Genomic DNA, 26,842 nt, shown 5'->3' with positions numbered 1-26,842 from the left:
AACGCGCGCCGCGCTGCCCGCGTTCGCTTCAGTTCACTTCAGATAGTCGAACGCGACTTCGCCCAGCCCGAGCGTGAGGTCGGCCACCAGATGGCGCGCCTCGACGATCTCCAGCACCGGCAGCTCGGCCACCGGGGCCAGCGCATGGGGCGCAAGCTGCAGCGACGCCGGCGCGGTCCATGCGCCTTTCAGTTCGATGTCCTGCAGGTAGTAGCGCACCAGTTCGCAGATCCGCGGCGAGCCGTCGACGTGCGGCATCACCTTCAGCAGGAAGTTCGGCGCTTCGAGGCGCTTTTTCTGTTCCGCGAGATCGAGCTGCGTGTGCTTGTAGCCCATGGTCGCGGTCGCGATGCGCACGGGACCGTAGTCGAGCGTGCCGACCAGCGTGTCCGTATGCACTTCGAGTACCGGTTTCGCGAGCTTCTTCGGAAAGCCCCATAGCTCGCGGCCGCCGGCGATCGGCGGATGATCGTCCAGATACATCGCGAGCGTATAGCTGCCTGCGACGCCGTCGAGCGTCACCGGGATCACCTGGCCGCTTTCGGTGTAGTCGCCGAAGCCGGTGGAGTCGGGCATGCGGATGAATTCGTAGTGCACGAGCGGCTCGCCCACCTGCAGCGGCTCGGGCACCACCTCGCGCAGCTTCGCGGGGTCGGTGCGGTAGGTGATGATCAGGAATTCGCGATTGATGAAACGGTACGGGCCGATGGGAAACGCGGGGCTCGTGATCGGCATGGCAAAGGCTTTCGACAGCACGGTGTTCAGGTCCATGGCTTTCCTTTCTGCTTTCTGGATCGGTCGGGGGGAAACGACGCTGCACGGCGGATTCCGCACAGCGATTTTGCACTGCACAACGCAGTATCGTCGATTCGCGCGCCGTGCGCAGCGTCGTACACGTAACCGAATATTTTTATGAAGCCGGGACTCGCCTGCGCGCGAGCGGGTAAAATCGCAGGGCGCCGCAAGGGGACGCCAGATGGCTCGTGCGGCGCTGTGCGCGCACCCGTGTCGAGGCGAGGCTGCGCCGCAAGCCATCGTCATGGAACAGCACCAGTCGGGGGAGTGGAATGTCCAGTATCGCAATCGGCGAGCCGCACGGGACGGGCGCAGCGCCCGCCCGGACGGACGGCGCCCGGATCGACGTGTGTTTTGCACGCCAGCCGATTCTCGATCGCGAGGGCATGCTTTGCGGGTTCGAACTGAAAGTGCACTGCGTGGCGAAGGCCGAAGAGCCCGCCGCGTCCACCGCGCACGAGGCATACGGCACGCAGGCAGCGCCGACGCGCACCGGCGCGATTGCGGATGCGCTCGCGCGGCCGAACCTGCGTCATGCGATGGCGGGGCATCCGGGCTACCTGGACGCCGATCGCGAGATGCTGTTCGACGAGGCGATCTTGCGGATCGCGCCCGAGCGCTTCGTGTTCGAGATTTCGCCGCAGATCGACGTCGATGCCGCGCTGATCGCGCGGCTGGTCGCGCTGCACGCACGCCGCTACCGCTTCGTGATCGACGGCGTGAGCGTGCCGAACGAAGCGTTTGCAAAGCTGCTGCCCTACGCGGAGGGCGTCAAGATCGCGATGACGGCGATCTCGCGCGCGCTGCTGCCGAAGTTCGCGAACGTGCTGAAGTCCGCCGGCAAGCTGCTGATCGCGGGCGACACTGAAACCCAGGACGATTTCGACGCCGCGCACGAACTCGGCTTCGACCGTTTTCAGGGCTATTACTTCGCGCGGGCGCAGAGCGCCCGCGCGCGCAAGGTAAGCGCGCCGCGCCATGCGCTGCTCAATCTGCTGCAACTGCTGGCGGGCGATCCGACGGTCGCGCAGCTCGAGGCGGAACTCAAGCTGAACCCGGTGCTGGTCATGCACCTGATGAAGCTCGCCAATTCGAGCGGTCTCGCGCTCGGCCACAAGGTCACGTCGCTGCGCGAGGCGATCAATGCGACCGGCACGAACCGCATTGCGCGCTGGACCCAGCTGCTGCTTTACGCGGACGGCCGCAAGGTGGCGCTCGAAGACGACCCGCTGCTGCAACTGGCCGCCACGCGCGCGCGCTTCATGGAACTCGCGGTGATGACGCTGCCGGAGGCGGATCGCGAAGAGGCCGATTCGGCCTTTCTGACCGGCGTGTTCTCGTTCGTCGATGCGGTGTTCGGCGGCTCGCTTGCCGGTACGCTGAACGTGCTCGCGCTCGCGAAGCCGATCCAGGCAGCGATCCTGCATCGCGAAGGCGTGCTGGGGCAACTGCTCGCGGCGATCGAGGCGCTCGAACACGGCGCGTGGGCCGACGTCGAGGCGGTGTGCGAGCGCCTCGCGCCGCTGACGGCGAGCGAGGCCGCGCAGCTCGCGCTGAGCGCGGCCGCATGGGCCGGGATTGCGGATCGTAGCGCCGAGGCAAGCGGTCTGCAGCGAATCGAGGACTGACAGCGCGGGCGGTGCGCCGCGCCGCTCAGTCCGCTACTGCAGCGCCATCTCCTGCATCGGCGCACGGGAAAAAAAACGCCCGAGCTCCCGTGCCAGCTCGTTCAGCGACGCCATCTCCGCCTGCGAGATGCGGCGCGGTTCGTCCGCATGCGACCAGTCGCCGTAGAGCAGCGCCACGGTGGTCTGGTTTTCGCCGCGCACCGGCAGCAGCACGAAGGCGCGCGTTTCGGTGAAGGTGCGGCGGAACCAGTCCGGCAGCCGCGCGACCATTTTCGGGTCGCGTGCGTTTTCGATGAAGATGCCCACCGCGTTGGCGATCGCGAGATGAAACACGTCGGGCTCGAACGCGGTGTTGAACGACAGCGCGGGCAGCGCCGCTTCCATGTTCGGCCCGAAACCCATGCGCGCCTTGAACATGCCCTGGCCGTCGCGCACGAACATCACGGTGCGCGCGAACGACAGGCTTGCGTGGACCGTCTCGGAGGCCATCGCGAGGGCCGGCGCGAGGCCGCTGCCGGCGGCGAGCGCGCGCAGGTCCGCGACGCCCGCGCTGATGCGTGCCTGCGGCGGCAGCGCTTCGCGCGCGATCGCATCGGCGTTCGCGCGCAGCTCGACGATTTCGCGCATCACGCCTTCGCCGGCTTCCTCGCGGGCGAGCGCGTTGCTCGTCTCGACGAGCGTGTCGGCGTCCGTATTCAGCGCGCGGCTGTAGCGGTGCGCGAGTTCCGCGATGCGCATCTCGCGCTGCCCTTCGGGCAGGTTCGGCGTGGTGAGCACGCTCGCCACGTCGGTCGAATAGTTCGTGATCGCACGCAGCCACTGCACCTGGCGCGGCTCCTCGGTGTCGAGCGGATCGAACTCGCCCATCCCGGAGCGGATCATGTCGGGCAGGCGCCAGCGCGTGGCGGCCTCCAGCCCGATCTCGTCGAACGTGACGCCGAGCACCGCGGCGCAGGCCTCGGCCTCGTCGACGTCCGCCTCGACCTGGCGGCGGATCTGGTCCCACTCGGCGTCGAGGTAGAACACGACCAGCAGCTTGCCGATCTGGCGCATCAGCGTGCACACGACAGCTTCCTCGCCGGCGCGCAGGTCGCCGCGCTCGGTCAGCTTGCGCGCGACGCAGCCCGAGAGCAGCGTGCGGTTCAGCTCCAGCTTCGCGTCGATGCGGCGCGGCGCGCTGTGATGGAAGTGGTCGACGATCTTCAGGCCGACGACGAGATGGCCGACCGCGTCCATGCCGAGCACCATCAGCGCGCGCGACACGGTCGTGATGTTGCCGCCGAACGCCATGTACATGGCCGAGTTCGCGAGCCGCAGCACTTTCTGCGTGAGCGCGAAGTCCGACAGCACGATCTGCACGAGCCCCGAGAAATCGAGGTCGTCGTTGTTCATGGCGGCCATCGTCGTACGCAGCGACTGCGACAGCATCGGGAAATCGCCGCGCTCGCTCATCCGCGTCCAGAGTCTGTCGAGCACTGCTGCCTTTACCATGTGAATTCCGCTAAAGCCATTCATGATCCTGTGAGTCGCCTGCCGGCGGCGCGCCGCGGCCGCGTGATCCGCCCGTGGCGCATTATGCCGGTTCGTGCAGATGCAGCGCGCGCGACTCGAAGCGTTGCGCCAGCTCGTCGGACGGCAGCGCCTTGCAGACGAGCCAGCCCTGGATGTGGCCGCATCCCATCTCGGTCAGCAGCGCGCGCTGCGCCTCGGTCTCGACGCCTTCGGCGACGAGTTCGAGATCGAGCGTCTGCGCGAGCCCGACCACGGCGCTAACGATTGCCTGATCGTTTCGCGAGGTTAGCAGATTCTCGACGAAGCTCCGGTCTATCTTCAGTTTTGCGAGCGGAAAACGTTGCAGGTACGCGAGACTCGAGTAGCCGGTGCCGAAATCGTCGATCGCAAAGCGGATGCCCATGCCGGTGAGCTCTTCGAGCAGCGCCTTCGCGTGTACCGGATCGTGCATCAGCAGGCTTTCGGTGATCTCGAACACAAGCCGGCGCGGATCGATGCCCGTGAGCGCGATCGCCTCGCGCACGTTGTCCTTGAAACGCGGATTGCGAAACTGCTGCGGCGACACGTTCACCGCCATGTACTGCAGCCGGATGCCGCGCGCATCCCACTGGATCAGCTGCATGCAGGCGGCCTTCAGCACCCAGTTGCCCAGGTAGTTGATGAGGCCGACCGATTCGGCGAGCGGGATGAACATCGACGGCGGCACCAGCCCGTGCACCGGATGCAGCCAGCGGATCAGCGCCTCGACCCCAACCACGCCGCGGCTCAGGCTGCTCGTGATCGGTTGAAAATGCAACGAGAATTCGCCGTTGCGCACGCCGTCGTAGAGATCGGCTTCGAGCTTCAGGCGCTCGGCGTCGGCGGGGTCGTCGTCCGGCACGTAGAACGCGAGCGTGTTGCCGCCCGCGGCCTTCGCCTGCAGCAGCGCATGGTCGGCCCAGCGCATCAGGTGATTGCCGTCGGTGCCGCCGCTGTCCGCGTCGCGCGGGTCCGGGTACAGCGCGATGCCGATGCTCGCCGACAGGTGCACCTGCTGGCCGCTGAACACATAGGGCTGCTGGATCGCGGTGAGCAGGCGCCGCGCGAGGGCCTCGGCCGTCGCGCTCGCGTCCGCGCGGCTCGTCGCGGCCGCGAGCGTGAGCGCGAACTCGTCGCTCGCGACCCGCGCGATCCGCTCGCCCTGGGTCGCGGTGTTCGCGATGCGCCGCGCGGTTTCGCGCAGCATCTCGTCGCCGGCATCGTAGCCGAGCGCGCGGTTCACGCGCTGGTAGTCGTCGATGTCGAGCAGCAGCAGGGTCGCGGTCGTGCCGTGCGTGTCGGCATGCTGCTGCGCGTCGATGAGGCTGGCTGCGAGCGCGGCATGATTCGCGAGGCCGGTCAGGCGGTCATGATGCAGCGCGTGCGTGAGACGCTCCTCGGTGGCGCGCCAGTCCGACACGTCGAAGCCGGCAAGCGCGAAGCCCTCGGTGCCGTTGTGGCTATTGCGCACGACGCGCAGCTCGACGGTGATCGGATAGGTGAGCGAGCGGATCAGCCCGATCGTCGCCTTCTCGATCACCCCGGTGGCCGAGGCGCGCGCGAACAGCGCATCGAGCCGCTCGATGTCGCCCGGCGCGACGATGTCGTGCAGCGAGATCGTCTGCAGGTATTCGAGGTGATAGCCGATGAAGCGCAGGCTCGCCGCCGACACGTACAGAAAGCGCAGGCCGCGGTCCACATGCGCGAGCAGGTCGACCGCGCCGGCCGCCTGTTCGAGGTGCCCGCAGGCCGCGCCCGGCGCGCCCGCGGCTCCGGTGCGGCGGCCCAGCGCGCGGATCCGCTCGATGACCGTGCGCAAGGGGCCCCGGCGGGGCGCGGTGATCCTGTTCGCTTCCATGGAGTGTCTGTCGCTGGCAACCGTGTTCGTCTACCGGCGGATCCGACATGCCCGTCGATCCGGACCGGGACGTCGGGGTATTCACCCGCCTATCAGAACGCGATAACGACCGCTGGGCGGAAATCTTTAACGAAACCTTCAAAAAACGCGCGCTCGTCGCCGCAACGGTGGAATCGTTTCTGTTGCCCCGCAGATTCGGTTAAAGTGGCGCGGATTGCCGTTCGTCCGCGGCCGCGCACGCGCGGCGCGCGGCGGCGGTGCTTGCCTTACACAGTCTTTCCGTATCGAGCACTGGGGAGCCATGTCCGATCCGTTTTCCACCAGGGTCCAGCCTGGGTACGTCGAAGTGCTGGCGCAGCATGCGAGGCTCGGTCAGGCCGCCGCGCAGGCGCCCTTCGTCTACCTGGGGCGCCAGCCGATTCTCGATCGCAACGGCGCACTGCATGCGTACGAACTGCTGTTTCGCGCCGGCGCGCACAACTATGCGGAAGTGAGCGACGACGCCCAGGCGACGGCCCAGGTCGTCGCGCGCACGATCGGCGGAATCGGCGTGCCGGCCGTGCTCGGCGCGCACCGCGGCTATGTGAATATCGGGCGCGAGCTGCTGTTCGACGACATCGTTCACCTGATGCCGCCCGAGCGCTTCGTGCTCGAAATTCTCGAAACCGTCGAGTTCGACGCACACCTCGTGCGGCGCCTGAAGGAGTTGCGCGGCGCGGGCTTTCGCGTGGCGCTCGACGACGTGAGCGCGCTGTCCGATGGCCTGCTCGCAGTGCTGCCGCATACCGACTTCGTGAAGATCGATTTTCTGCTGACGCCGCGCGCCGCGCTGCCGAAGCTCGCGGCCGTGGTGCGGGCGCACGGCAAGACGCTGATTGCCGAGAAGGTCGAGACGCACGAGGACTTCGCGCTCGCGCGCGAACTCGGCTTCGAGCTGTTCCAGGGCTACTTCTTTGCGCGGCCGCAGGTGCTCGCTGCGCCGCGCAACCATTCGTCGCGCTCGGCGCTGCTGCGGCTGCTCGCGCTGCTCGCACGCGATGCCGGCATCCTGGAGCTGGAGGACGAGCTCAAGCGCAACCCGAACGTCGTCGTGCAGTTGCTGCGGCTCGTCAATTCGAGCGCGTTCGGACTCGGCCGCAATATCGCGTCGCTGCGCGAGGCGATCATCGCGACCGGCACGCGCCAGATCGCCCGCTGGGCGCAACTGCTGCTCTACGCGGACGGCGGCGAGCTGCCGTGGCGCTCCGATCCGCTCGTGCAGCTGGCCGGCACGCGCTCGCGCTTCATGGAGCTTGCCGCGCGCTGGCTGTGCCCGTCCGACGAAGAGTTCGCGGACGCGGCCTTCATGACCGGGATCTTCTCGCTGGTGCATGTGGTGCTCGGCTCGACGCCGCGCGAGACGCTCGACCGGCTCGGGCTCGCGGCGCCGATCCGCGATGCGATCGTCGGACATCGCGGGCGGCTCGGCACGCTGCTGCGCATCGCCCAGGCGGCCGACGAAGGCGCCGGCGACGGCCCCGATGCCGCATCGATTGCCGCGGCGCCGGACGCGCCGCCCGGCTTCGCCGAGCTCACGCCGGCGGTGCTGGCGGAGCTGAACCTGTCGGCGGCCGCGTGGTTCGGCGCGCACGCGGGCGTTGCCTGACGCGGTGTGCGAATCGCCTGACGCCGTGTGCGCGGGACTGCGGGCGTTGGCCGAACGTGATCCAATAGCGGATGGCAGCGCGCGCGGCGACCGCGACCGCGCGCGGCGGTGCCGGCGACCACGCCGGCCGCAGTCCAGGCGCGGTGCGCACGCGCCGTGCGTCAACGCATCGAAAGGAGTCGAGATGAAACACAGGTTCATGTCATTCATGCTGGCGGGCGCCGTCGCGCTCGGATTCGCGCTGCACGCGCCCACGGCATCGGCCACGCTGAAGCCGGGCGATGCGGCGCCTGACTTCACTGCGCAGGCGTCGCTGGGCGGCAAGACGTTCACGTACACGCTGGCCGACGCGCTGAAGAAGGGGCCGGTCGTGCTGTACTTCTATCCGGCGGCGTTCACGAAGGGGTGCACGATCGAGGCGCACGAATTTGCCGAGGCGGTCGACGAGTACAAGAAGTACGGCGCGACGGTGATCGGCGTGTCGCACGACAACATCGCCACGCTGACGAAATTTTCGGTCAGCGAGTGCCGCAGCAAATTCCCGGTCGCGGCCGATCCCGACGCGAAGGTGATTCGCGCCTACGATGCGCGCATGCCGCTTGCCAGCACGATGGCCGACCGCGTGTCGTACGTGATCGCGCCGGACGGCAAGATCATCTACGAGTACACGAGCCTGTCGCCGGAGAAGCACGTCGCCAATACGCTCGAAGCGCTGAAGCAGTGGACCGCGACGCACCGGCAATAGCGCGCCCGGCTGCGTGCCGCGCGCGCGGGACGGACGGTTCCGCACGGATGCGCGAGGCGCGTCGCTGATGCCGGTCTTCGTCGTGCTGGGCGCGCTCGCCGCGCTGGCCTATGGCGCCGTGCGGGCGTTCGATGGACTGTCGCGGCAGTTCGGCGCCGGCGTCGCGGTGGGCGCGGCGGTGAGCGCGGCGCTCGTGCTGGCTGCTGCGCTCGGCTATGCGCTGCAGCGGCGGCGCGAGGTGGCGTCGAATATCGCGGACGGCGACTGGACCCACCGGCTGGCGGCGGACTGGGGCGAACTGCGTCTTGCGGCCGGCAAGCGGCTGTGCAACGTGCAACTGGGCGGCGAACGCGGCGAGTACATCTTCGCGGACCTGCAGGGTGCCGAGGTCGAAGCGGTCGGCTCCGGCTGGCAGCTTGCGCTGAAGGTGCGCGACGCGCGGCATGCGGTGTGGCCGCTGCCGATGCGCGACCGCAGACAGGCGCGGCAGTGGTCGCGCATCATCGGGCTCGCGATGACGCAGAAGCTGTGATGTCCCGCGCGCCGTGCGCGGCATGGCTGGCGCGCGCGCCCTGCCACGGCAAGCGCGTGGCGCGTGTGACTCGCGGGACGCGTGTAGCGCGTGTAGCGCGTGTGACGTGGGCGCGTGCGCTGCGCTAGTTTTCGAGCCGCCGCTCCGGCGTGCCGCCGATTTCGGCGACGATCTTCGCGACGCAGTCGAGCAGCAGCGGCGCGGCATGCGCGATCAGCCATTCGCGCGGGCATTGCTGCGCGGCGCCGCCGCAATTGACCGCATAGCGCTCGCCCGACGGCCCGACGAAGGCCGCGGCGATCGCATTCAACCCCGCATACCACTCGCCGGTCGCGATCGCATAGCCTTGCTCCGCGATGCTTTGCAGCGCGCTGTCGATGCGCCCGGCGAGCGGCCAGCCGTCGTCGCCTTCGGTCGCCCGCAGGCACGCGATCAGCGTGTCGCGTTCGGCCGGCGGCAATGCGGCGAGGTAGGCCCGGCCGACCGCGGTGCGGCCCAGGTTGATCCGCGAGCCGACATCCAGCCGCGAGACGAGAATGGCCGAGCGCGGCTTGATCGCGTCGATGACGACCATGTCGAGCCGGTCCCGCACGGCCAGATGCACGGACAGCGAAGTCTGCTCGGCCAGTTCGAGCAGAAACGGCCGCGAGCGCGCGCGGATGTCGAAGTTGCGCAGAAAGCCGTGGCTCAGTTCGAGCACCGACGACGTCAGCATGAAGCGCTCGCTGTCCGGCAGTCGCGACAGATAGCCGGAGTGAACGAGCGTGGCCGTGATGCGCGACACCGAGGGCTTCGGAATGCCGGTCAGACTGGCCAGTTCGCGATTGCTGAGCGGCGCCTCCGCGGTCGCGACGCAGCGCAACACGGTCAGGCCGCGCGCGAGCGCCGCGACTTCGTCTCCCGAATTGTCTTTTTCCTTGACCGGGTCGGTGGTGCTAACGGGCATCGGGTGTCGGGTCATGTCGGCGTATGTTAGCGAAAATGAAACTACATTTCAGAATTCTAAATTGTACGGTGCAGCCGAACAACAGATGGTAGCGCCGAACCCGCACCATTATGGCGCATCGGTATTGCGCCGATGCCCGTAGATCATTGTAGTTGATGGTTAACAACGGCCTTGGGCCTTATCTTTATATTTTGCTTGACTTAGTCAGCATTACCATAAAAAATGGAATCCAGTTTCGGAAGTCTGCCTAAATCCCATTTTTTGGGTAATGTGCGCGTCTCGCGTACCGGGCTTTTGGATCCCGTCTCTCAGGTTCTAGCACGGCCCTCGGAATGGCTAGAACTTTTTAAGGCGTCACGGTCACGTGACGCCTTTTTTTTGTCCGGCCGGAATGCAACAACGATGCAACAAAGCCGGCCTGAACGGCCGTTCCAGATGCAGCCCACTCTGAATCGATCTGTACACCGAATGATTTACCCGCATTTCATTTCAATAAAGTCCTGATATCTATTAGCAGCGCTGCAAATAGCAGGATCAGGGCGAGCGAGAACGAGGCTATGCCGACGAGGATCAGCAGGTGATTAATCAGATCGGCTCGGGCTGCGCGATGACGCAGGGGCGCGGGCAGCTTTTCCGGCAATCGCGTGCTTGCCGCAACAGGGTCTCTGGCCACCCCGCCTCCGTGGTTCCGACGCGTGCGTGTCCCGCTTCCTCGGCGCATGTCGGCATTCGTTGTCGTTCTGTCTGGCGGGTTGACCCGCGTTCGGTTTCGCGCAGTGTTCCGCGTTTCATTCTGGATGGCGTCGCCTGAAACAACGCTGCCGTCGATAAGCGCTATTAGGCCGAATAACGACATTGTTTGCCACTTGAAAAGTTGAGTGATTACAACCGTTCAAGTCCTTCATGTCAAGTGGTGGCATTGCCACTATTCGGGTTGTATCTGGCGCAAGGAGATGGGAATGAACAAGAGCAAAAACACCGTGGCTCGAACGATAGGAAAAGCCATCGCGCGCCGCCGGGCGCTCGCAGGCTATACGCAGGAACAGGTCGCCGAACGCCTGGGGGTGGGCCAGGAAGCGATCTCGCGGATGGAGCGCGGCGTGGCCAATCTGACCGTGGCTCGCCTCGCCACGCTGGCGGAGATCTATCAGTGCGATATTGCGCAACTGGTCACGGAAACGTCCGACCGGGAAAGCGATCAGGCGGTCGCGCTGTCCTCGGTGCTCGGCCGTCTGCATCGGGCAGACCGGGAATTGCTGATCGAATGGGTCAACGTTTTCGCCGCGCGGATCCAGCGTGGATCGCGGCTGGAGCTTCACGGGCTCCCCGAGGTCTGAGGCCGCGCGCGCTCAGCGTGCGAAGGCGGAAAGGGTGGCGATGCCGAGCGTTGTCATGAGCAGCGACGCGCCGACGTGGATGGCGATTTCGCCGGCTGCCCAGCCGAGGCGGCCTTCCTGCAGGCGCTGCACCACTTCGGCGGAGAACGTCGAGAACGTCGAGAGGCCGCCCATCAGGCCCGTGATGACGAATAGCCGCCATTCGGGGGCGAGCGCGGGCAGCCGCGCAAAGAACGCGACTGCGAGGCCGATCACGTAGCCCGCGATCACGTTGGCCGCGAGCGTGCCGAGCGGCAACGACGGAAAGAGGCCGTTCAGCCGGATCCCGAGGACCCAGCGCAGCAGCGAGCCGAGTGCGCCGCCGAGACCGACGGCCAGAATAGACAGATACATGGAGAATCGAATGTGAAATCTCGCGGCCCGCCAGCCGCGGGTCTTCGGCGCCGCCCGCCGGCCGCGCGCGATGATGCGGGGCGCATGCCGCGCACGGCGCGGGGCTGACGGGAAGGGGGCCAGGCGCGCCAGTCTATCATCGGACGGCGCGCGGCGGTGTGCGCGCGCGGCGTTAGCCGACTGTTTCGCGCTCCGGCGTCGACGAGATCTTGTGGATCGACAGGTCGGCGCCATTGAATTCGTCTTCCTGGTCGAGCCGCAAGCCGACTGTCGCGCGGATCACGCCGTACACGAGCGTGCCGCCGAGCGTAGCGATCGCGATGCCGCCGAGCGTGCCGATCAACTGCGCGGCGAGCGACACGCCGCCGGTGCCGCCGAGCGCGCGCAGGCCGAAAATGCCCGCCGCGATGCCGCCCCACGCGCCGCACAGGCCGTGCAGCGGCCACACGCCGAGCACGTCGTCGATGCGCCAGCGGTTCTGCACGCAGGTGAACATATAGACGAACAGCGCCCCCGCGATCCCGCCGGTGACGAGCGCGCCCAGCGGGTGCATGACGTCCGAGCCCGCGCAGACCGCGACCAGCCCGGCGAGCGGACCGTTGTACGTGAAGCCCGGGTCGTTGCGTCCGGCGAGCCATGCGGTGAGCGTGCCGCCGACCATCGCCATCAGCGAGTTGACCGCGACGAGCCCGCTGATCTTGTCGATGGATTGCGCGCTCATCACATTGAAGCCGAACCAGCCCACCGCGAGCACCCATGCGCCGAGCGCAAGGAACGGAATGTTCGACGGCGGATGGGCGGCGATGCGGCCGTCGCGCTGATAGCGGCCATGCCGTGCGCCGAGCAGCAGCACCGCGGGCAGCGCGACCCAGCCGCCGAACGCGTGCACGACGACCGAGCCGGCGAAATCGTGAAACGGCGCGCCGAAGGTCTGCGTGAGCCAGGCCTGGACGCCGAAGCGGTTATTCCATGCGATGCCCTCGAAGAACGGATAGACGAAGCCGACGAGGATGAACGTCGCGCACAACTGCGGATTGAATTTCGAGCGCTCCGCAATGCCGCCGGACACGATCGCCGGAATGGCCGCCGCGAAGGTCAGCAGGAAAAAGAAGCGTACGAGCGCGTAGCCGTTGTGCTCGGCCAGCGACGTCGCGCTGCCGAAGAACTGCACGCCATAGGCGATCGTGTAGCCGATGAAGAAATACGCAATGGTCGACACCGAGAAGTCGACGAGAATCTTCACGAGCGCATTGACCTGGTTTTTCTTGCGCACCGTGCCCAGTTCCAGAAAGGCAAAGCCTGCGTGCATGGCCAGCACCATGGCCGCGCCTAGCAGCAGGAAGAGGGTATCGGTACCGGATTTCAGACTTTCCATCGTTCAGTTTCCGCAAGCGCCAAAAAATCGGACGAGGAATGCAAGTTCTGGGCCAAAGTGGGGCGAGACGACGCGCGGCACGCGTTAATCCGGTGCGAAAACGCACCGATGTGGCTTTTCCATACCGGAACTGGTGCGTGACAGGCGTTCGCGCGGCGCCGGCTGGTGTGCGCAAATGCACATCAAATGTGCATGAATACCGAAATGGGGCATGAATTCCCTCTTATGGCGTTTTGCATTTTGTTATTTCATTTGGCTGACAATGTGCCGTTTTGCGCGACGGGTTTTGTCATGGGGCACAAAGGCCGACATAATGGTTTGCCGCATTGCCCGGCAAACCGCCTCCGAACCCATTCGCACCACGCATGAGACTGACAACGAAAGGGCTGTTGCTGATCGCGATTCCCGCGCTGTTCGAGCTGGCGATCCTCGCCGGGCTGGTGAAAGCGCAGTCCGAGGTGGCACAGGCCGAGCGCTGGAGCCTGCACGGCGAGGACGTGCTGCGCGGGAGCGCGGCCGTGCTCGAGCCGGTCCTGCTCGATTCCGTGCGGTTGCGCGGCGCGATCCTGCGCGGCGAGGACGACGTGGACGAGCCCGTCACGCTATGGACGGATCTCGATCGCCGCATCGACCAGCTGTCTGACCTCGTGGCCGACAATCCCGCGCAGGTCGAGCGGGTCGAGCAGGTGCGCGAAGCGGTGCAGGGGTATCGCCAGTGGTCCGACCGGATGCAGGATCTGCTGCATGCGGGACATCGCGCCGAAGTGCTGGCGCGCGTGAACGAACTGGTCCGCGCCGATGCGCTCGATGCGGTGCGCGCGGAGATCGCCACGTTTCAGGCCGACGAGCGTCGCCTCGACGCGCAGCGCGCGGCCGAAGCCGATGCCGCGCGCACCCGTCAGCAGCTTCTGGTCGGCGCGGCGGTGCTGGGCTCGCTGGTGTTCATCGCGCTCGCGGTGTGGCTGTTCACACGCGGCGTGCGCGGCCGGCTCGTGCGGCTTGCCGACAACACCGGCCGGCTCGCGGGGAACGAACTGCTCGCGCCGGTCGACGCGGGGGGCGACGAGATCGGCCAGCTCGGCGCGGCGCTGCAGGAGACGAGCCGCCGCCTGCTCGAAGCGGAGCGCTTGCAGGCGCGCTACCAGTCGGACCTCGCGCGGCGCGCCGACGAACTCGTGCGCATCAACGAGACGCTGCGCCAGCAGACGCAGGAGAACGAGATGTTCATCTACAGCGTGTCGCACGACCTGCGTGCGCCGCTCGTCAACCTGCAGGGCTTCTCGAACGAATTGCGCCACGCCTGCGACGACCTGCGCGGCGTGCTGCGCGACTCGCCGCTCGCGCCCGCGCCGCGCGCGACGATCGAGCGCCTCGTCGACGAGGATATCGGCGAGGCGCTGCATTTCCTGCAGACGGCGGTGCTGCGCGCGTCGCACATCATCGACGCGTTGCTGCGGCTCTCGCGCGTCGGGCGTGTCGAGTACCGGCGCCAGCCGGTCGGCGTCGGCGATCTCGTGCAGCGCGTGGTCGACGCGATGCAGGCGTCGATCCGCGCGCGCAATGCCCGCGTGACCGTGCATCCGCTGCCGCCGGTGTGGGGCGATCCGACCTCGCTCGAGCAGGTGTTCGCAAACCTGCTCGGCAATGCGGTCAACTATCTCGATCCGGGCCGCGAGGGCCGTATCGAGATCGGCACGACCGCGGCGCCGCCTGGCGTGCAGTCGCTGCACATCTTCTACGTGGCGGACAACGGGCTCGGCATTCCGGCCGTCGCGATGCCGCGCCTGTTCAGCGCGTTCCAGCGCCTGCATGGCCAGGTGGCGGCCGGCGAGGGCATCGGCCTCGCGCTGGTGCGGCGCGTGATCGAGCGGCACGGCGGACGCATCTGGGCCGAGTCGGCCGAGGGCGTCGGCACGACTTTCTATTTTTCATTGCCGCAGGCGCCCGCGCGCGAGACGCGTGAGTCCGCCGATGCCCTCGTCGACGACGCGCCTGGGTTTGGCACCCTGTGACGCGCGCACCGGCCGCGTTGTGCGCGCGGCCGGGCCGCGTGTGCCCGGAAAGGCGCGCACGCCGGCGAGAAGCTTTCCGTTATGATGAGCAGTGCTAAAAATGACCGCGCAAAACCGGCAGCGCAAAACCGGCAACCGTGCTTCGCGCTGGGGGCGGCGTTGTGCCGCGGCGCGCGGTGCATGCCGCCTGTATGATGGACGAACCGGCTGAACGCACCCGAAGTGCGCCCGAAGTACAACCCAATCGCAACCGAATCGCAATCGCTTTCCAGGGTACAGATCCGACCATGACCGAACAGATCCGAAACACACTCGTGCGCAGCGGTCTCATGGCCGCCCTCGTTCTGGGCGCGTTAAGCGCGTGCGGGAAGCACGACGCAGCCGGCAACGGGCCGGCCGCCACGGCCGACGCCGCCGCCCAGCAGGCGAAGCAGGCGCTCGATCAGGCGGCGAGCTTCGTCGGCCAAAAGGTCGATGCGACGAAGCAGGGCATCGACGCGGCGTCCGCGCCGTCGATGCCTGTCGACGCCGCTACGCTCGCGTCCGCCGCGCAGGCGCATCTGCAAGGCGCCGCCAGCGCCGCGAATGCCGGTCTCGCGCAAGCCGCGTCGGCGAGCGGCGCGCGCCTCGAAGCGATGGGCCGCAAGCTTCAGCAATGGTCGAACACGGTCGCGTCGTCGGCCGCCGCGGCGTCCGGTGCGAGCGACGCGCCCGCGTCGCAGGGCAACTGAGCGACGCGCTTGCGCCGCGTTCCGTTCATCGAAGCCGTGTCGTTGACAGCCGGCATAAGTGTAATTAATATGGTTACATATCGTCGCAAGGCAGGTGCGTGATGAATACGAGCAGCCGGTTTGCATTCGCGGTTCACGTGCTGGCGTTGCTGTCGCTGCAGGACGGTGTGCCGTTGTCGTCGGAAGTCATTGCGGGCAGCGTCAACACGAATGCCGCGTTGATCCGGCGCCTGCTGTCGATGCTCGCGGACGCGGGCCTGACGACGTCGCAACTCGGCGCGGGCGGCGGCGCGCTGCTCGCGCGCGCGCCGCAGAAGATCACGCTGCTCGACGTCTACCGCGCGGTCGACGACGCGCAACTGTTTGCGCTGCATCGCGAGGAGCCGAATCCGGCGTGCATGGTGGGGCGCAATATCCAGCACGTGTTGCGCGGCATTATCGGCGAGGCGCAGCAGGCCATGGAGCATGCGCTGGCCTCCCGCACGCTGGCGGATGCGACGGCGGACGTCGTCCGTACCGAGCAGCAGCGCGAGCGCAAACGCCGGGCGGCGGGCGAGCATCGCTAGGGCGTTCGGGAGGGGGGCGTCCCCTTTTTTCATCTTATATGTAACTAATATAGTTACTTTTAAAGTCAGGAGCATGCACATGAGTACCGCATTGAAGATCGCGCTGTTTGGCGCAACAGGCATGATCGGTTCGCGCATTGCCGCCGAGGCTGCGCGCCGCGGCCATCAGGTGAGCGCGCTGGTGCGCGAGCCGGCGCGCCTGCCCGCCGGCGGCGCGAACCTGCGCGGCGTCGCGGCCAACCTGCTGGACGCAGCGAGCGTCGCCGCGGCGGTGCGCGGGCACGACGTGGTGGCCAGTGCCTACGCGCCGCCGCGCGACGATGCGGCTGTGCTCGCGTCCGCGACGCGCGCGCTGGTCGACGGTGTGCGCGCGGCGGGTCTGAAGCGGATCGTCGTGGTGGGGGGCGCGGGCTCGCTGCTCGTCGCGCCCGGTACGCAACTGGTCGATACGGCCGGCTTTCCCGATGCGTACAAGGCCGTGGCGCTCGCGCATCGCGACGCGCTCACGTATTACCGCACCATCGCGGATCTCGACTGGACGTTCTTCGCGCCGGCTGCGCTGATTGCGCCGGGCGAGCGCACCGGTGCGTTCCGCACCGGTGCCGCGACGCTGTTGACCGATGCGCAGGGCGAGAGCCGCATCTCGGCCGAAGACTACGCGATCGCGTTCGTCGACGAAATCGAGCAGGGGCGCTACGTACGCACGATCGCGACGGCGGCGTACTGAGCGGTTTTACCCCAGGGGTGTGCCGGCACGCGCGGGCGCGCGGGGCGTCCCGGCTACCGGGCGGAACGCCCCGCGCCGCACGCAAGCGCGCTAACAATCGGTTACGCATCGACACGGATCCGACTGGCATCAGCCGCTACACTTGGCGCCTGCCGTTACGTCCCGGATTCCCATGAAGTCTTGTCCGATGCGCCGCGCACCGGCGGCCTCGTTTGCCCGTGCCGGTCTCGTTTGCGCGTGGCGCGCCTGCATCCGCGTGCTGCCCGCAGCCCGCGCGAGCCGGCGCGGCCTCTTGTGCCTGGATGACCTGACTGCGTGCGCCGTTTTCGCGCGTGCGCTGTGCGCGGGCGCGCTGTGGCGGCGCGTCATGCTGTGCGTGCTGCTGGCCTCGCCGGCTGCGCACGCCGCCGCCGGCACGCCGGTGATTCCGGCGCTGCAAAGCCTCATCAATAGCGCTACCGTGACGTCGCCGGCTTCGGCGGCGGATGCCGCGTCGACGCCGTCGCCGGCGAGCGAGGCGCAACTCGCGCATGAGCTCGACGGCGTGATCGCCACGCTCGACAACGACCGGCAACGCACGGCGCTGGTCGCGCAACTGAAGAAGCTGCGCGACGTCACGCGCCACGTCGCGCCGGGCGCGCCGCCGCCACCGAATCCGGGGCTGCTGGGCGCGATCGCGTCGGGCATCGCGTCGTTCGAATCGGGCGTGCAGCACGGACGCACGCCGCTGCGCGCATGGGCCGGACGCTTCGACGCGGCCGGCGACGAACTGTACGCGATCGTCGCCGGCGACGGGCCGCAGCCATTGGGCCGGATCGTCGCCGACATGGCCGCGATGCTCGCCGGCTGGGGAGCGTGCGCGTGGGCGCTAATCGCGCTGCAGCGCCGGATCCATCGGCGCCTCGGTATTGGCGTCGGGCTTGCGCCGGATCCGTCGACCAGCGCGCTGCTGGTGTTCGCGCTGCGGCGGGTCGGCCCGTGGATCGTCGCGTTCGTCGCGGCGCTGGTGTTCGCGCATGCGATGCCGGTGGCGCTCGGCCGCACGCTCGGGATGGTGGTTGCGTATGCAATCGTCGCCGGCGCGGTGTTCTCCGCGATCTGCCTGATCATGTTCTCGCTGTTCGGCTCCGGGCACCGGCGCGTCGCGGTGCGCGTGCTGCTGGAGCAGGCCCGCCGGCTGCTGTTCGCGATCGGCGTGTGCGGCGCGTTCGGCGATGCGGCGGTGAACTACGACGTCGCGCATCAGCTCGGCACGCATCTCGCCGGATTGATCTCGACGATCGCGAACATGAGCGCCGCCGTGCTGACCGGCTATTTCGCACTGGCGTTCCGGCGGCCGGTCGCGCATCTGATCCGCAACCGCGCATACGACGTGCGTCACGATCATCGCGCCGCCACCGAGGCTTTCGACGTGCTCGCGTCGTTATGGCACGTGCCGGTGCTGCTGCTCGCGGGGGCGTCGGTGAGCGCGACGATCGGCGGTGCGGGCACCAATGAGAACGTGCTGCAGATTTCGCTGGTGACCGCGCTGCTGCTGGTGCTGGCGTTCTTCCTGTCGGCCGTCGTGCTGCGGATCACGCGCGTGCGCGACGCGCGGCGGCGGCGCCGCTCGCCCTATCTGACGCGGCTCCTGCGCTTTGCGGGCACGCTGGTCACGCTGTGCGTCTGGCTGGCGTTTTTCGAACTGGCCGCGCGGCTGTGGGGCGTGTCGCTCGCGCGGACGGTCGAGCAGAACGTCGCCGCGCGCGGCATTGCGCACGCGGTCATGGCGATCGTGGCGACGCTGCTGATCGCGTGGCTGCTGTGGATTCTGGTCGATACCGCGATCACCGAGGCGCTGAGCCCCGGCGGCGCGCGCAACCGCTCGCGCAACGGCAGCACGCGCGCGCGCACGCTGTTGCCGCTGGTGCGCCACGCGCTGTTCGCCATGATCGTCACGATTGCCGGCATCGTCACCGCCGCGAATCTCGGCGTGAACGTGACGCCGCTGCTCGCCGGCGCCGGCGTGATCGGCCTTGCGATCGGCTTTGGCGCGCAGTCGCTCGTCACGGACCTGATCACCGGGCTTTTCATCCTGATCGAGGACACGATTTCGGTCGGCGACTGGATCGACGTCGACGGCGGGCACGCCGGCACGGTCGAGCATCTGTCGCTACGCACGGTGCGCCTGCGCGACGGACAGGGGGCGATTCACGCGATTCCGTTTTCGCAGATCAAGATCGTGAAGAACCTGTCGCGCGACTTTGCGTATGCGGTGTTCGAAGTGCGGATGAGCTTCTCGACCGACGTCGACCAGGTGACCGGGATGATTCGCGAGGTCGGCGCGGACCTGCTCGCCGATGCGCGCTACCGTCACGAGATGCTCGGGCCTGTCGAGGTGTGGGGGCTCGACCGCTTCGACCCGAACTGGATGGTCGTCAAAGGCCAGATCAAGACGCGGCCGCTGCAGCAATGGAGCGTCGCGCGCGCGTTCAACCTGCGCCTGAAGCGCAAGATGGACGCGGCGGGGATCGACATTCCGGTGCCGCAGATGCGCGTGTTCATGTCGTCGAACGACGAGGAGGGGCAGGCGTTCATGCAGGACGATGGCGCTGCGCACGACGCGCGGCCGGAGGCGGCGCGGGCCGCGGCGGCGCGGATGTCTGGGGCGATTCGGGCGTCTGGGGTGTCTGGGGCGGAGAGCGGCGGCGTCGCGCGTGACCTGGCCCATGCACCGCGGCCGGCGCCGCCGCCCACCGCGCAGGAGATGCCGGTGTCGCCACAGATCCCGACTGCCGGCGACCGGCAGCCCTAGCGCTCCGACGGAGGGGCCCGGTGCGCCAGCGATGCACGCGCAGGCGCGCCCCCGCCCCCGCCCCCCGTCACAGCGGCACAGCGGCACAGCGGCACAGCGGCACAGCGGCACAGCGGCACAGCGGCACAGCGGCACAGCGGCACACCGGCACACCGGCACACCGGCACACCGGCACACCGGCACACCGGCACACCGGCACACCGGCGAAGTGCCCCGGTGTTTGCGGAAAAGTGGACCTATTGGGCGTGAGCGGGCGGCGGCGCGACCGGCTGCAGCAGGTCGTTCACGTGCGAACCAAGGTGCGCGGCTTCGACGCCGTAGACGTGCAGCGACACCGCCGGCGCGCTGCCCGCATTGCCCAGCCGGTGAATGCTCGCGCGGCCGGCGCGCACGAACGACACCGCGCCGCACGCCCGGGCATGCGAGCGGACTTCCCGCGCCTGCTGCTGCGCCTCGTGCCAGTCATAGAGCGTTTCGCTGAGCGTGCCCGCCAGAACCGCGTAGCCGCACCACGTCTGATGCGCGTGGATCGGGCTCGCCTGCCCCGGCATCCAGACGAGCGCGGCGACCGCGTAGCGCCCGCGCGGGTCGGCTGCGAGCAGGTGGCGACGATAGGTCTGCGCGCCGCCTTCGCGTTGCGCGTCCGGCAGCCAGCGGGCATCCGCGGCGACTTCGCCGAGCGCTTCGCGCAGCGCCTGCGCGAAGTGCGCGCTGCGGGTCGGGTCGGCGGCCCCGGGCGCGAACGCGGCGTCGACGGCGTCGCACAGCCGCTCGAGCGGCGTGCGGGGCAGGTTCCGGCGCGCCCGCGCGCCGCGGGACGAAAGGGCGGAAACGGGAGAAACAGCGGTACCCGAGGCACCCGAGGCAAGCGGGGCACCCGGGCCGCCGGACGCCGGATGGCGAGTCGGCGGCGCGCTGGAGGGGGTCGGCGAGAGGATCGGCTGGCTCATGGCGGAAAGCAGGGGCACGAAAACGGCCAAGGTTGGGATACCTGTTTTATACCGGTTTCCGTCGAGAAAGAGTTTCCATATAATTCCCTGATCTCCATGGTTCATAGAATATTTTTCTATCAGGGGAATGACATGGGAATGGACATCATCGACCGCAAGTTGCTCGAACTGCTCCAGCAGGACGCGACGATGCCGGTCGCCGAACTCGCGCAACGCGTGAACCTGTCTCAGACGCCGTGCTGGAAGCGGGTCCAGCGCCTGAAGGACACGGGCGTGATCCGCGGCCAGGTGGCGCTGTGCGATGCGCGCAAGCTGGGGGTCGGCACCACGGTGTTCGTGGCGGTGCGCACGAATGAGCACACCGAAGCGTGGGCGGCACTGTTCACGCGCGCGGTCGCGGCGATTCCCGAAGTGGTCGAAGCGTACCGGATGAGCGGCGAAACCGACTACCTGCTGCGAGTGGTGGTGTCGGACATCGGCGACTACGACCGGATCTACAAGCAGCTGATCGCGGCAGTGCCGCTGCACGACGTCAGTTCGAGCTTCGCGATGGAGCAGCTCAAATATTCGACCGCGCTGCCGGTGCGGCCCGCGGCGATCGCCGAGGGCCGCTAGGCGCGGCGGCGTTACCGGGCCGCTGTCTGGCGCGCTGCGACCGGGCGGCGGCGCTGCACGCCAGCCCGATGCAAGCACTATGCAAGCACGATGCAAGCCCGCCGGGCGTAGAATGCCCCGCGTTCTGCCTGTTTTGCCTGTTCTTCGAGAGTCGAGCCGCCTCATGAACGAATCGCGCAGGAAAAATCCCACCTTCGGCCTGGCCGTGTTTATCGTCGTGGTCGTGCTGCTGGTCATCGCGACCATTCTCTACAACGCCATCAGCGGCAAGCTTGCGTACGATCGTGAAATGGCGGCGACGCCCGCCGCGCCGGCAACGGCGGTCAGCGCGAGCAGCGCGGCGCAGTAGTTCGCCGCGCGCGCTTCGCAGCGCCGTGCGCGCAGGCCTACGCGCGGGCGGTGTGCGGCGTCATGCGTCCGGCAGGCGGATCACGCTCGCATCCTTGCGGATCAGACTGGCCGCCGCGAGCATCTGTTTGCCCTGATGGGCGAGCAGTTTCAGTTCGTGCACCGCGTCGGCGGACTGGCCGGACGATGTCTCCGCGTCGACGACCATCTGGTCGAGTTCGCGCGCGAGTTGCCGCGTCTGTTCGAGCCGGTCGGGCGGCGGCGCGACGCCGGCCTCCGCCTGGGCAAGATTGTCGCGCACGATGTCGAGCATCCGGTGCAGCGGTTCGAGCGATACCGTCGGCGGTTGCTGGGCGCTCGTGCGCAACAGCAGCGCCGTCGCGGTGATCTGCGATGCAAGCACGTGGCTCTGCACCAGCAGGTCGTTCAGTTCGGGGACGAATTTCTGTGCGGACTTCGGCTCGAGCATCATGCGCTGGAAGGCCTGTCCCAGGTTCGCGAACGCGACGTGCATGTTCTTGCGCGCGAGCCGGTAGCGATAATCGCGCGCCAGCGCCGACGCCGCAGCCGAGGCGGCCGCGTTGCCCGCTTTGCGCTCCGCACCGGACTGCGCGGCCGCGGCGGCGGACGCGAGGTCGGGCGGCAGCGCGCCCGCGCCGCCGCGCGCAGCGCCCGCAGGGCGCGCGCCTGCCGCGCCGGCTCGGGCGGGCGATGTCGACGCGGCGAGCGCGGCTGCCGGCGCGCGCGCGCCGGCTTCGGTGACGAGCGTCGCGGCGAGCGGCGCCTCCGGCTTGCCGCTCCACCACCAGCTGGCTTCGAGATATTGCCGGGTGGCGGCGATCATCGCGTTGACGAGCTTGCCCATCAGCCGGTATTCCCAGTACGGGAACAGGTGACTCGCGGCGATCGCGATCGCGCAGCCCACGACCGTGTCGATTGCGCGCTCGCCGATGATGCGCAGCCCGCCCGGCGCAAGCAGGTGAAACAGCAACAGCACGTAGGAGGACGTGAACACGACGCTTGCGGCGTAATTGAACAGCAGCAGGCTGTAGCTCATCACCATCGACGCGAACATCACGACGAGCAGGATGTGCGGGTCCTTCACGAACATGATGAGCGCGATGCTCGCCGTGCAGCCGATCAGCGTGCCGACGATCCGCTGCCCGTTGCGCTGCTTGGTGAGCGAGTAGCCGGGCTTCAGAATGATGACGCTCGTCATGACGATCCAGTAAGCGTTCGTGAGCGGCAGCAGACGCCCGATCCAGAATCCGACCGCGACCGCGATCGTCACGCGCAGCGCGTGGCGAAAGCTCGGCGAGGCCATCGTCAGGTTCGAGAAAATCTGTCCGAACGGCACGCGCCGGCCCGACACGAAACGCGACAGCGCCTGGTCGAGGCGCAGCTCCGTTTCGGTGGTGCGGGCTTCGCTCGACAGGCTCTGGCGCATCTTGTCGATCAGCCGCGTGGCGCTCCAGATGCGCCGGAACGTGGCCGAGACCGCCGCGTAGGCTTCGGGATTCGCGGTGGGCAGCGCCTGCTTGCGCATCAGTTCGAGTTCGTATTCGATGGCGCGCAGCTCGGCTTTCACATTGACGCGGCGCCGCCCCGGCGGCTGGTTCTGCAGCACCGCGAGGCCGATCTCCTCGAGATCGGCCGCGGCCTTGCGGATCAGGTCGCGATAGAACACCAGCACGTCCGCCCCGCCGAACGTGTTGCGCACGAGCGGATAGTCGGTGTGGGCGCCGACGAACAGCTCGTGCAGGTCCACCGTGTTGATGAACAGGTTGAACAGCATCGCGCGGCGCGGTTCGAGCACGCCGCGCCGCAGCTTCGGCAGATTGCGCAGCACGATGTCGCGCGCGGCGTCCTGGCGCTCGACGGCCGCGATCTGCCGCGCGACCAGATTGCGGTAGCACTCGCCGAGTTCGTTGTCGAGATCGTAGAAGTCGGCCCGCGCGAGCAGGTAGTCCGCGCATGCGAACACGCTTTCGGCGAGCGCCTGCTGCTCGATGCGGTGCATCATCAGCCGGCTCACGAGCGTGGACCAGTACGTGTACCAGAGCCCGCCGGCGAGGATCCACGCGGCGTTGACGAGCGCCTGCTGCGGCGAGAAGTGGTCCTCCAGCGTGAGGATCATCATGAACAGCGTGGCGAAGCTGATCTGCGGCCAGCGGTTGCCGTAGACGACGATCAGCGACAGCACGAACGTGAGCGGCACGATCGTGCACCAGAGCACCACCGGATTGAGCGTGGCAAGCCCGGTGGCAAGCGCGGCGAGCGCGCCGATCACGCTGCACGCGAGCATCTCGTTGTGCTTGTACTTGAGCGGCCCCGGCATGTCCACGACGCAGGCGCCCAGCGCGCCGGTGGCGATCGTGAAGCCGAGTTCGCGGTCGTGAAACAGCAGCAGGCAGACGACGGCCGGCAGCGAGATGCCGACCGCGATGCGCAGTCCGCCATAAAAGTACTGGCTATAGAGGAATTTTCTTATCTCTATGGAGTAGCGCATCGACTGCCTGGAGTTGCTTGCTGCGACGAAAAGGAGCGACAGGGACGCCCAAACCGCTGACGAGTCTAACTGATTTCGTGCCGCATCTGACCTCGTCCGTCCGGCCAGGCTGCGTCACGCAACGGGCGACGCGGGCGGCGGGCCGCCGCGGCCGCGCAGCGTCCTGCGATACCACAGCGTCCACAGCAGCAGCGCGCCATAAACGCCATAGCCGATGAACGGCGAGACCAGCAGAAAGCGCGCGATCGGCCAGCTCCATGCCATCCAGGCGCGCAGCACGGTTTCGCCGCTCAGGCCCGCGCCCCATACGGCCGTCATCAGGCGGATCGAGCCGGCGAAAGCGGGGCTGTCGTGCCACAGCGTTTCGATGCGTGCCGCGCCGTCGGTCGTTTCGCGCGCCAGGGTGGCGCGCGCAAGGTAAAAGACGAGCGGGCGGCGCATCGGCAGCGAGGCGAGAAACGCGACGCCGATCGCGCCCGACACGAGCGACTCGCGCATCAGCAACATGCGCGGGCTGCCGCCGAGCGCCATCGCGCCGAGCGACAGCGCGATGCCGAGCACGACGATCACGCTCAGCGCGTCGACGCGGCGAAACCGCGCGAGCTCGACGAGGCTCCAGAGCACCGGCGGCACAGCCGACGCGAGCAGGCCGCCGGTCTCTCCCCAATGCGGCGCGGCGAGGCGATACGCGAGCCACGGCAGCAGCAGGTTGACCAGCAGTTCCAGCACGAAGGCGGGGCGCAGTTTCATGGGTGTCTCGGGAAAGCGGAGCAGCCGGCAGTATCGGCGAGCGGCGGCGGCGGGGCAACTGTCGCGGGCGGGGTGTGCCTCGCGCGGGCGGCGCGCGGTTACACTGGCGCCTGAACCCTGCCTGAGCCGTCATGCGAACCCGTTACGCTATCCCGCCCGATGAAATCGAACTGACCGCCGTGCGCGCACAAGGCGCGGGCGGCCAGAACGTCAACAAGGTATCGAGCGCGATTCATCTACGCTTCGACGTGCGCGCGTCGTCGCTGCCCGAAGTGATCAAGATGCGGCTGCTGGCGCTGCCGGATCAGCGCGTGACGCGCGACGGGGTGATCGTGATCAAGGCACAGGTGCATCGCACCCAGGAGATGAATCGCGCGGCGGCGCTCGAACGGCTCGCGCAGCTGATCGACAGCGTGAGCGTCGTGCGTGCGCCGCGCGTCGCAACCCGGCCGACGCGCGCTTCCGTCGCGCGGCGGCTCGACAGCAAAACGCGCCGCGCCGGGATCAAGGCGGGGCGCGGCCGCGTCACCGACTGAACAGCGGCTGCATGGCGGCTGTGCAGCCGCTGATTGCGCCGGCGCCGCGCGCCTGCGCGGTGCGCGAGGCTTCGGAAGGCGCGCGTGACGCGCCGTGCATCCGTTGTAGCGCGTGTAGCGCCTGCGGTTCGTGCAACGGCGCGTGTCGGCGGCGTACCGGACGCCGCGCCCGCGCCGCTAATGGCGGCCGGCGCGCGGCGCGGCCGGGATGAAGTCGACGCACAGCATCGCGCGACTGCCGTCGCGCTCGAACGTGACCGCGGCCGTATAGCAGTCTTGCCCGTCGAGCAGCGAATAGTGCGGCCCCATCATCGCCACGCGGCCCGGCGCCGCGAGTGCGTGCCGGAAATACGAGCGGCGCGACCAGTTGCTGCGCACGACGTTCAGCAGCGGCGCAAGACGCGCGGGCGGAGCCGGCACCCCGGGCGCGCAGACCGAAGGCAGCGTCTGCTCGCCGTGGATATCGGTGATGAATACCCGGCGTGCTTCGGGGATCAGGAACGCCCGCTGCGCGGCGAGCGCGAGATCGCCGCTCTGCGCGTAGAGGCGAGCGGTGTCGAGGACGGCGTCCGCAAGCCCCTCGAAGCCGAGCGGGTGGTGGCGGGCGTGGCGGCTGTCGAACTCGACATACTTGCGCCACATCGAGTCGATCAGCGCGGGCACGCGCGCGCTCGCAGCGCGGATCGTCCGTTTGGGCTGGCCGAGCCAGAAGCCCTGCACGAAGTCGACGTCGGCTTCCATCAGGATCATCAGCTCGTCGTCGGTTTCGACGCCCTCGGCGAGCACCAGCGCGCCGGACTGATGCAGCATCGCGATCAGGTGGCCCATCAGCGATTCGTCGCCGCGCCGTTGGCCGGCGCGCGCGACGAGCGAGCGATCGAGCTTGACGATGTCCGGGCGAAAGCGCCACACGCGATCGAAGTTCGAGAAGCCGGTGCCGAAGTCGTCGATCGCGATCAGGAAGTCGCGCGGCTGCGACGCGTCGAGCATGCTGGCGACCGCGGATTCGTCGTCGGCGGGCTGTTCCAGCACCTCGATGACGATGCGCTCCTGCGGCAGCCCGAAGTGGGACGACAGTTCGTCGATGAACGCGCGCTGCGGCCAGCCGGTTTCGAACACCTGCGGGCGCGTGTTGATGAACAGCCAGCCGACCGGCACGTTCTGCTCGATGAAGTTGGCCACGTGCAGGCAGCGCGCAATGCGGTCGAGTTCGCGCGCCTCGCCGGGGCTGCGTGTGCGCGCGAACAGCAGGTCGGGCGAGACCGGCAACCCGACCGGGTCGATCGCGCGCAGCAGCGCTTCGTAGCCGACCACGCACTGATGCGTGATCGAGAGCACCGGCTGGAATACGCTATGCAGGGTCAGCGCGCGCCACGTCGCGGTCCAGCCGACGTCGTCGCGCACCAGATGGGGCAGCAGCCCGCTGAGCGTCAGCTCTGCGACGGTGGGCATGGCGGCCGCACAGCGAGCGCGTGATGCGGGACGGGGGGCGCCGCCCGGCCGGGCGCGCGCAACGCGGC

Annotated in this window: 25 protein-coding genes; 14 read left to right on the top strand and 11 right to left on the bottom strand. The window is 68.2% G+C overall.

Going from position 1 to position 26,842, the window contains the following annotated elements:
- Nucleotides 1-33: 33 nt before the first annotated feature.
- Nucleotides 34-771, bottom strand: coding sequence for an acetoacetate decarboxylase (locus AC3AP7_RS09975; protein WP_475763489.1), 738 nt, complete (start codon nt 769-771; stop codon nt 34-36).
- Between the two features lie 296 nt (nt 772-1,067).
- On the opposite strand from AC3AP7_RS09975, the gene AC3AP7_RS09970 reads away from it, so the two are divergent.
- A complete protein-coding gene (locus tag AC3AP7_RS09970) occupies nt 1,068-2,423 on the top strand; it encodes an EAL and HDOD domain-containing protein (RefSeq protein ID WP_475763491.1) in 1,356 nt (451 codons plus the stop codon).
- Between the two features lie 33 nt (nt 2,424-2,456).
- Here the strand turns inward: AC3AP7_RS09970 and AC3AP7_RS09965 are convergent, their stop codons facing one another.
- Together AC3AP7_RS09965 and AC3AP7_RS09960 are read right to left on the bottom strand one after the other, a co-directional pair.
- Entirely contained in the window at nt 2,457-3,914 is a 1,458-nt protein-coding gene (locus AC3AP7_RS09965) for an HDOD domain-containing protein (RefSeq protein ID WP_475763493.1), read from the bottom strand.
- Between the two features lie 82 nt (nt 3,915-3,996).
- Nucleotides 3,997-5,811 carry a putative bifunctional diguanylate cyclase/phosphodiesterase gene (locus AC3AP7_RS09960; protein ID WP_475763495.1) on the bottom strand — a complete coding sequence of 605 codons (1,815 nt, stop codon included), beginning with the start codon at nt 5,809-5,811 and terminating at the stop codon, nt 3,997-3,999.
- Between the two features lie 47 nt (nt 5,812-5,858).
- Here AC3AP7_RS09960 and AC3AP7_RS09955 point away from each other — a divergent pair, with 47 nt between their 5' ends.
- The 4 genes from AC3AP7_RS09955 to AC3AP7_RS09940 all read left to right on the top strand — a co-directional run bounded on the left by AC3AP7_RS09955 (nt 5,859) and on the right by AC3AP7_RS09940 (nt 8,733).
- The gene (locus tag AC3AP7_RS09955; protein WP_475763497.1) at nt 5,859-6,014 is read left to right on the top strand and encodes a hypothetical protein; all 156 of its coding nucleotides are present in this window, start codon (nt 5,859-5,861) and stop codon (nt 6,012-6,014) included.
- Between the two features lie 98 nt (nt 6,015-6,112).
- Nucleotides 6,113-7,456 (top strand): EAL and HDOD domain-containing protein, encoded by a 1,344-nt coding sequence (locus AC3AP7_RS09950; protein ID WP_475763499.1) that lies wholly within the window; start codon nt 6,113-6,115, stop codon nt 7,454-7,456.
- A gap of 184 nt (nt 7,457-7,640) precedes the next feature.
- Nucleotides 7,641-8,201 carry a peroxiredoxin gene (locus AC3AP7_RS09945; protein WP_475763502.1) on the top strand — a complete coding sequence of 187 codons (561 nt, stop codon included), beginning with the start codon at nt 7,641-7,643 and terminating at the stop codon, nt 8,199-8,201.
- A gap of 67 nt (nt 8,202-8,268) precedes the next feature.
- Complete coding sequence (locus tag AC3AP7_RS09940) at nt 8,269-8,733, top strand: hypothetical protein (protein ID WP_475763504.1); 465 nt, start codon at nt 8,269-8,271, stop codon at nt 8,731-8,733.
- Between the two features lie 124 nt (nt 8,734-8,857).
- On the opposite strand, the gene AC3AP7_RS09935 is transcribed toward AC3AP7_RS09940, so the two are convergent.
- Both AC3AP7_RS09935 and AC3AP7_RS09930 read right to left on the bottom strand, forming a co-directional pair.
- Complete coding sequence (locus tag AC3AP7_RS09935; protein WP_475763506.1) at nt 8,858-9,679, bottom strand: IclR family transcriptional regulator; 822 nt, start codon at nt 9,677-9,679, stop codon at nt 8,858-8,860.
- A 484-nt stretch (nt 9,680-10,163) separates the two neighbouring features.
- Nucleotides 10,164-10,352 carry a hypothetical protein gene (locus tag AC3AP7_RS09930; RefSeq protein WP_475763508.1) on the bottom strand — a complete coding sequence of 63 codons (189 nt, stop codon included), beginning with the start codon at nt 10,350-10,352 and terminating at the stop codon, nt 10,164-10,166.
- 286 nt (nt 10,353-10,638) lie between these two features.
- Here AC3AP7_RS09930 and AC3AP7_RS09925 point away from each other — a divergent pair, with 286 nt between their 5' ends.
- Nucleotides 10,639-11,016, top strand: coding sequence for a helix-turn-helix domain-containing protein (locus AC3AP7_RS09925; RefSeq protein ID WP_475763510.1), 378 nt, complete (start codon nt 10,639-10,641; stop codon nt 11,014-11,016).
- A 12-nt stretch (nt 11,017-11,028) separates the two neighbouring features.
- Here the strand turns inward: AC3AP7_RS09925 and crcB are convergent, their stop codons facing one another.
- Together crcB and AC3AP7_RS09915 are read right to left on the bottom strand one after the other, a co-directional pair.
- Nucleotides 11,029-11,409, bottom strand: coding sequence for a fluoride efflux transporter CrcB (gene crcB / locus AC3AP7_RS09920; RefSeq protein ID WP_475763512.1), 381 nt, complete (start codon nt 11,407-11,409; stop codon nt 11,029-11,031).
- A gap of 172 nt (nt 11,410-11,581) precedes the next feature.
- Nucleotides 11,582-12,784 carry an ammonium transporter gene (locus tag AC3AP7_RS09915; RefSeq protein ID WP_475763514.1) on the bottom strand — a complete coding sequence of 401 codons (1,203 nt, stop codon included), beginning with the start codon at nt 12,782-12,784 and terminating at the stop codon, nt 11,582-11,584.
- A gap of 365 nt (nt 12,785-13,149) precedes the next feature.
- On the opposite strand from AC3AP7_RS09915, the gene AC3AP7_RS09910 reads away from it, so the two are divergent.
- The 5 genes from AC3AP7_RS09910 to AC3AP7_RS09890 all read left to right on the top strand — a co-directional run bounded on the left by AC3AP7_RS09910 (nt 13,150) and on the right by AC3AP7_RS09890 (nt 19,614).
- Nucleotides 13,150-14,796, top strand: a complete 1,647-nt coding sequence (locus AC3AP7_RS09910; protein WP_475763516.1) for a sensor histidine kinase — start codon at nt 13,150-13,152, stop codon at nt 14,794-14,796.
- A 329-nt stretch (nt 14,797-15,125) separates the two neighbouring features.
- Nucleotides 15,126-15,527 (top strand): BCAL1086 family glycoprotein, encoded by a 402-nt coding sequence (locus tag AC3AP7_RS09905; protein ID WP_475763518.1) that lies wholly within the window; start codon nt 15,126-15,128, stop codon nt 15,525-15,527.
- Nucleotides 15,528-15,628: 101 nt separating this feature from the next.
- Nucleotides 15,629-16,093: an Rrf2 family transcriptional regulator gene (locus AC3AP7_RS09900; protein WP_475763520.1), complete on the top strand. Its 465-nt coding sequence runs from the start codon at nt 15,629-15,631 to the stop codon at nt 16,091-16,093.
- A 79-nt stretch (nt 16,094-16,172) separates the two neighbouring features.
- Nucleotides 16,173-16,820: an NAD(P)-dependent oxidoreductase gene (locus tag AC3AP7_RS09895; RefSeq protein ID WP_475763522.1), complete on the top strand. Its 648-nt coding sequence runs from the start codon at nt 16,173-16,175 to the stop codon at nt 16,818-16,820.
- A gap of 172 nt (nt 16,821-16,992) precedes the next feature.
- Nucleotides 16,993-19,614, top strand: coding sequence for a mechanosensitive ion channel family protein (locus tag AC3AP7_RS09890; protein ID WP_475763524.1), 2,622 nt, complete (start codon nt 16,993-16,995; stop codon nt 19,612-19,614).
- Nucleotides 19,615-19,850: 236 nt separating this feature from the next.
- On the opposite strand, the gene AC3AP7_RS09885 is transcribed toward AC3AP7_RS09890, so the two are convergent.
- Nucleotides 19,851-20,564, bottom strand: a complete 714-nt coding sequence (locus tag AC3AP7_RS09885; RefSeq protein WP_475763526.1) for a cysteine dioxygenase family protein — start codon at nt 20,562-20,564, stop codon at nt 19,851-19,853.
- Between the two features lie 132 nt (nt 20,565-20,696).
- On the opposite strand from AC3AP7_RS09885, the gene AC3AP7_RS09880 reads away from it, so the two are divergent.
- Together AC3AP7_RS09880 and AC3AP7_RS09875 are read left to right on the top strand one after the other, a co-directional pair.
- Nucleotides 20,697-21,179, top strand: a complete 483-nt coding sequence (locus AC3AP7_RS09880) for an Lrp/AsnC family transcriptional regulator (protein ID WP_475763528.1) — start codon at nt 20,697-20,699, stop codon at nt 21,177-21,179.
- A gap of 163 nt (nt 21,180-21,342) precedes the next feature.
- Complete coding sequence (locus AC3AP7_RS09875) at nt 21,343-21,528, top strand: hypothetical protein (RefSeq protein ID WP_475763530.1); 186 nt, start codon at nt 21,343-21,345, stop codon at nt 21,526-21,528.
- Nucleotides 21,529-21,588: 60 nt separating this feature from the next.
- Here the strand turns inward: AC3AP7_RS09875 and AC3AP7_RS09870 are convergent, their stop codons facing one another.
- Nucleotides 21,589-24,036 (bottom strand): FUSC family protein, encoded by a 2,448-nt coding sequence (locus AC3AP7_RS09870; protein WP_475763532.1) that lies wholly within the window; start codon nt 24,034-24,036, stop codon nt 21,589-21,591.
- Nucleotides 24,037-24,150: 114 nt separating this feature from the next.
- Complete coding sequence (locus AC3AP7_RS09865; RefSeq protein ID WP_475763534.1) at nt 24,151-24,786, bottom strand: VC0807 family protein; 636 nt, start codon at nt 24,784-24,786, stop codon at nt 24,151-24,153.
- 131 nt (nt 24,787-24,917) lie between these two features.
- Between AC3AP7_RS09865 and arfB the strand changes: the two genes are divergently transcribed.
- A complete protein-coding gene (gene arfB, locus AC3AP7_RS09860; RefSeq protein WP_475763536.1) occupies nt 24,918-25,322 on the top strand; it encodes an alternative ribosome rescue aminoacyl-tRNA hydrolase ArfB in 405 nt (134 codons plus the stop codon).
- A gap of 177 nt (nt 25,323-25,499) precedes the next feature.
- On the opposite strand, the gene AC3AP7_RS09855 is transcribed toward arfB, so the two are convergent.
- On the bottom strand, nt 25,500-26,774 hold the full coding sequence (locus tag AC3AP7_RS09855) for an EAL domain-containing protein (RefSeq protein ID WP_475763538.1): 1,275 nt from the start codon (nt 26,772-26,774) through the stop codon (nt 25,500-25,502).
- Between the last annotated feature and the right edge of the window lie 68 nt (nt 26,775-26,842).

This window comes from Paraburkholderia sp. PAMB 6770, from assembly GCF_057748135.1.
This window is presented reverse-complemented; position numbering and strand designations above follow the sequence as displayed.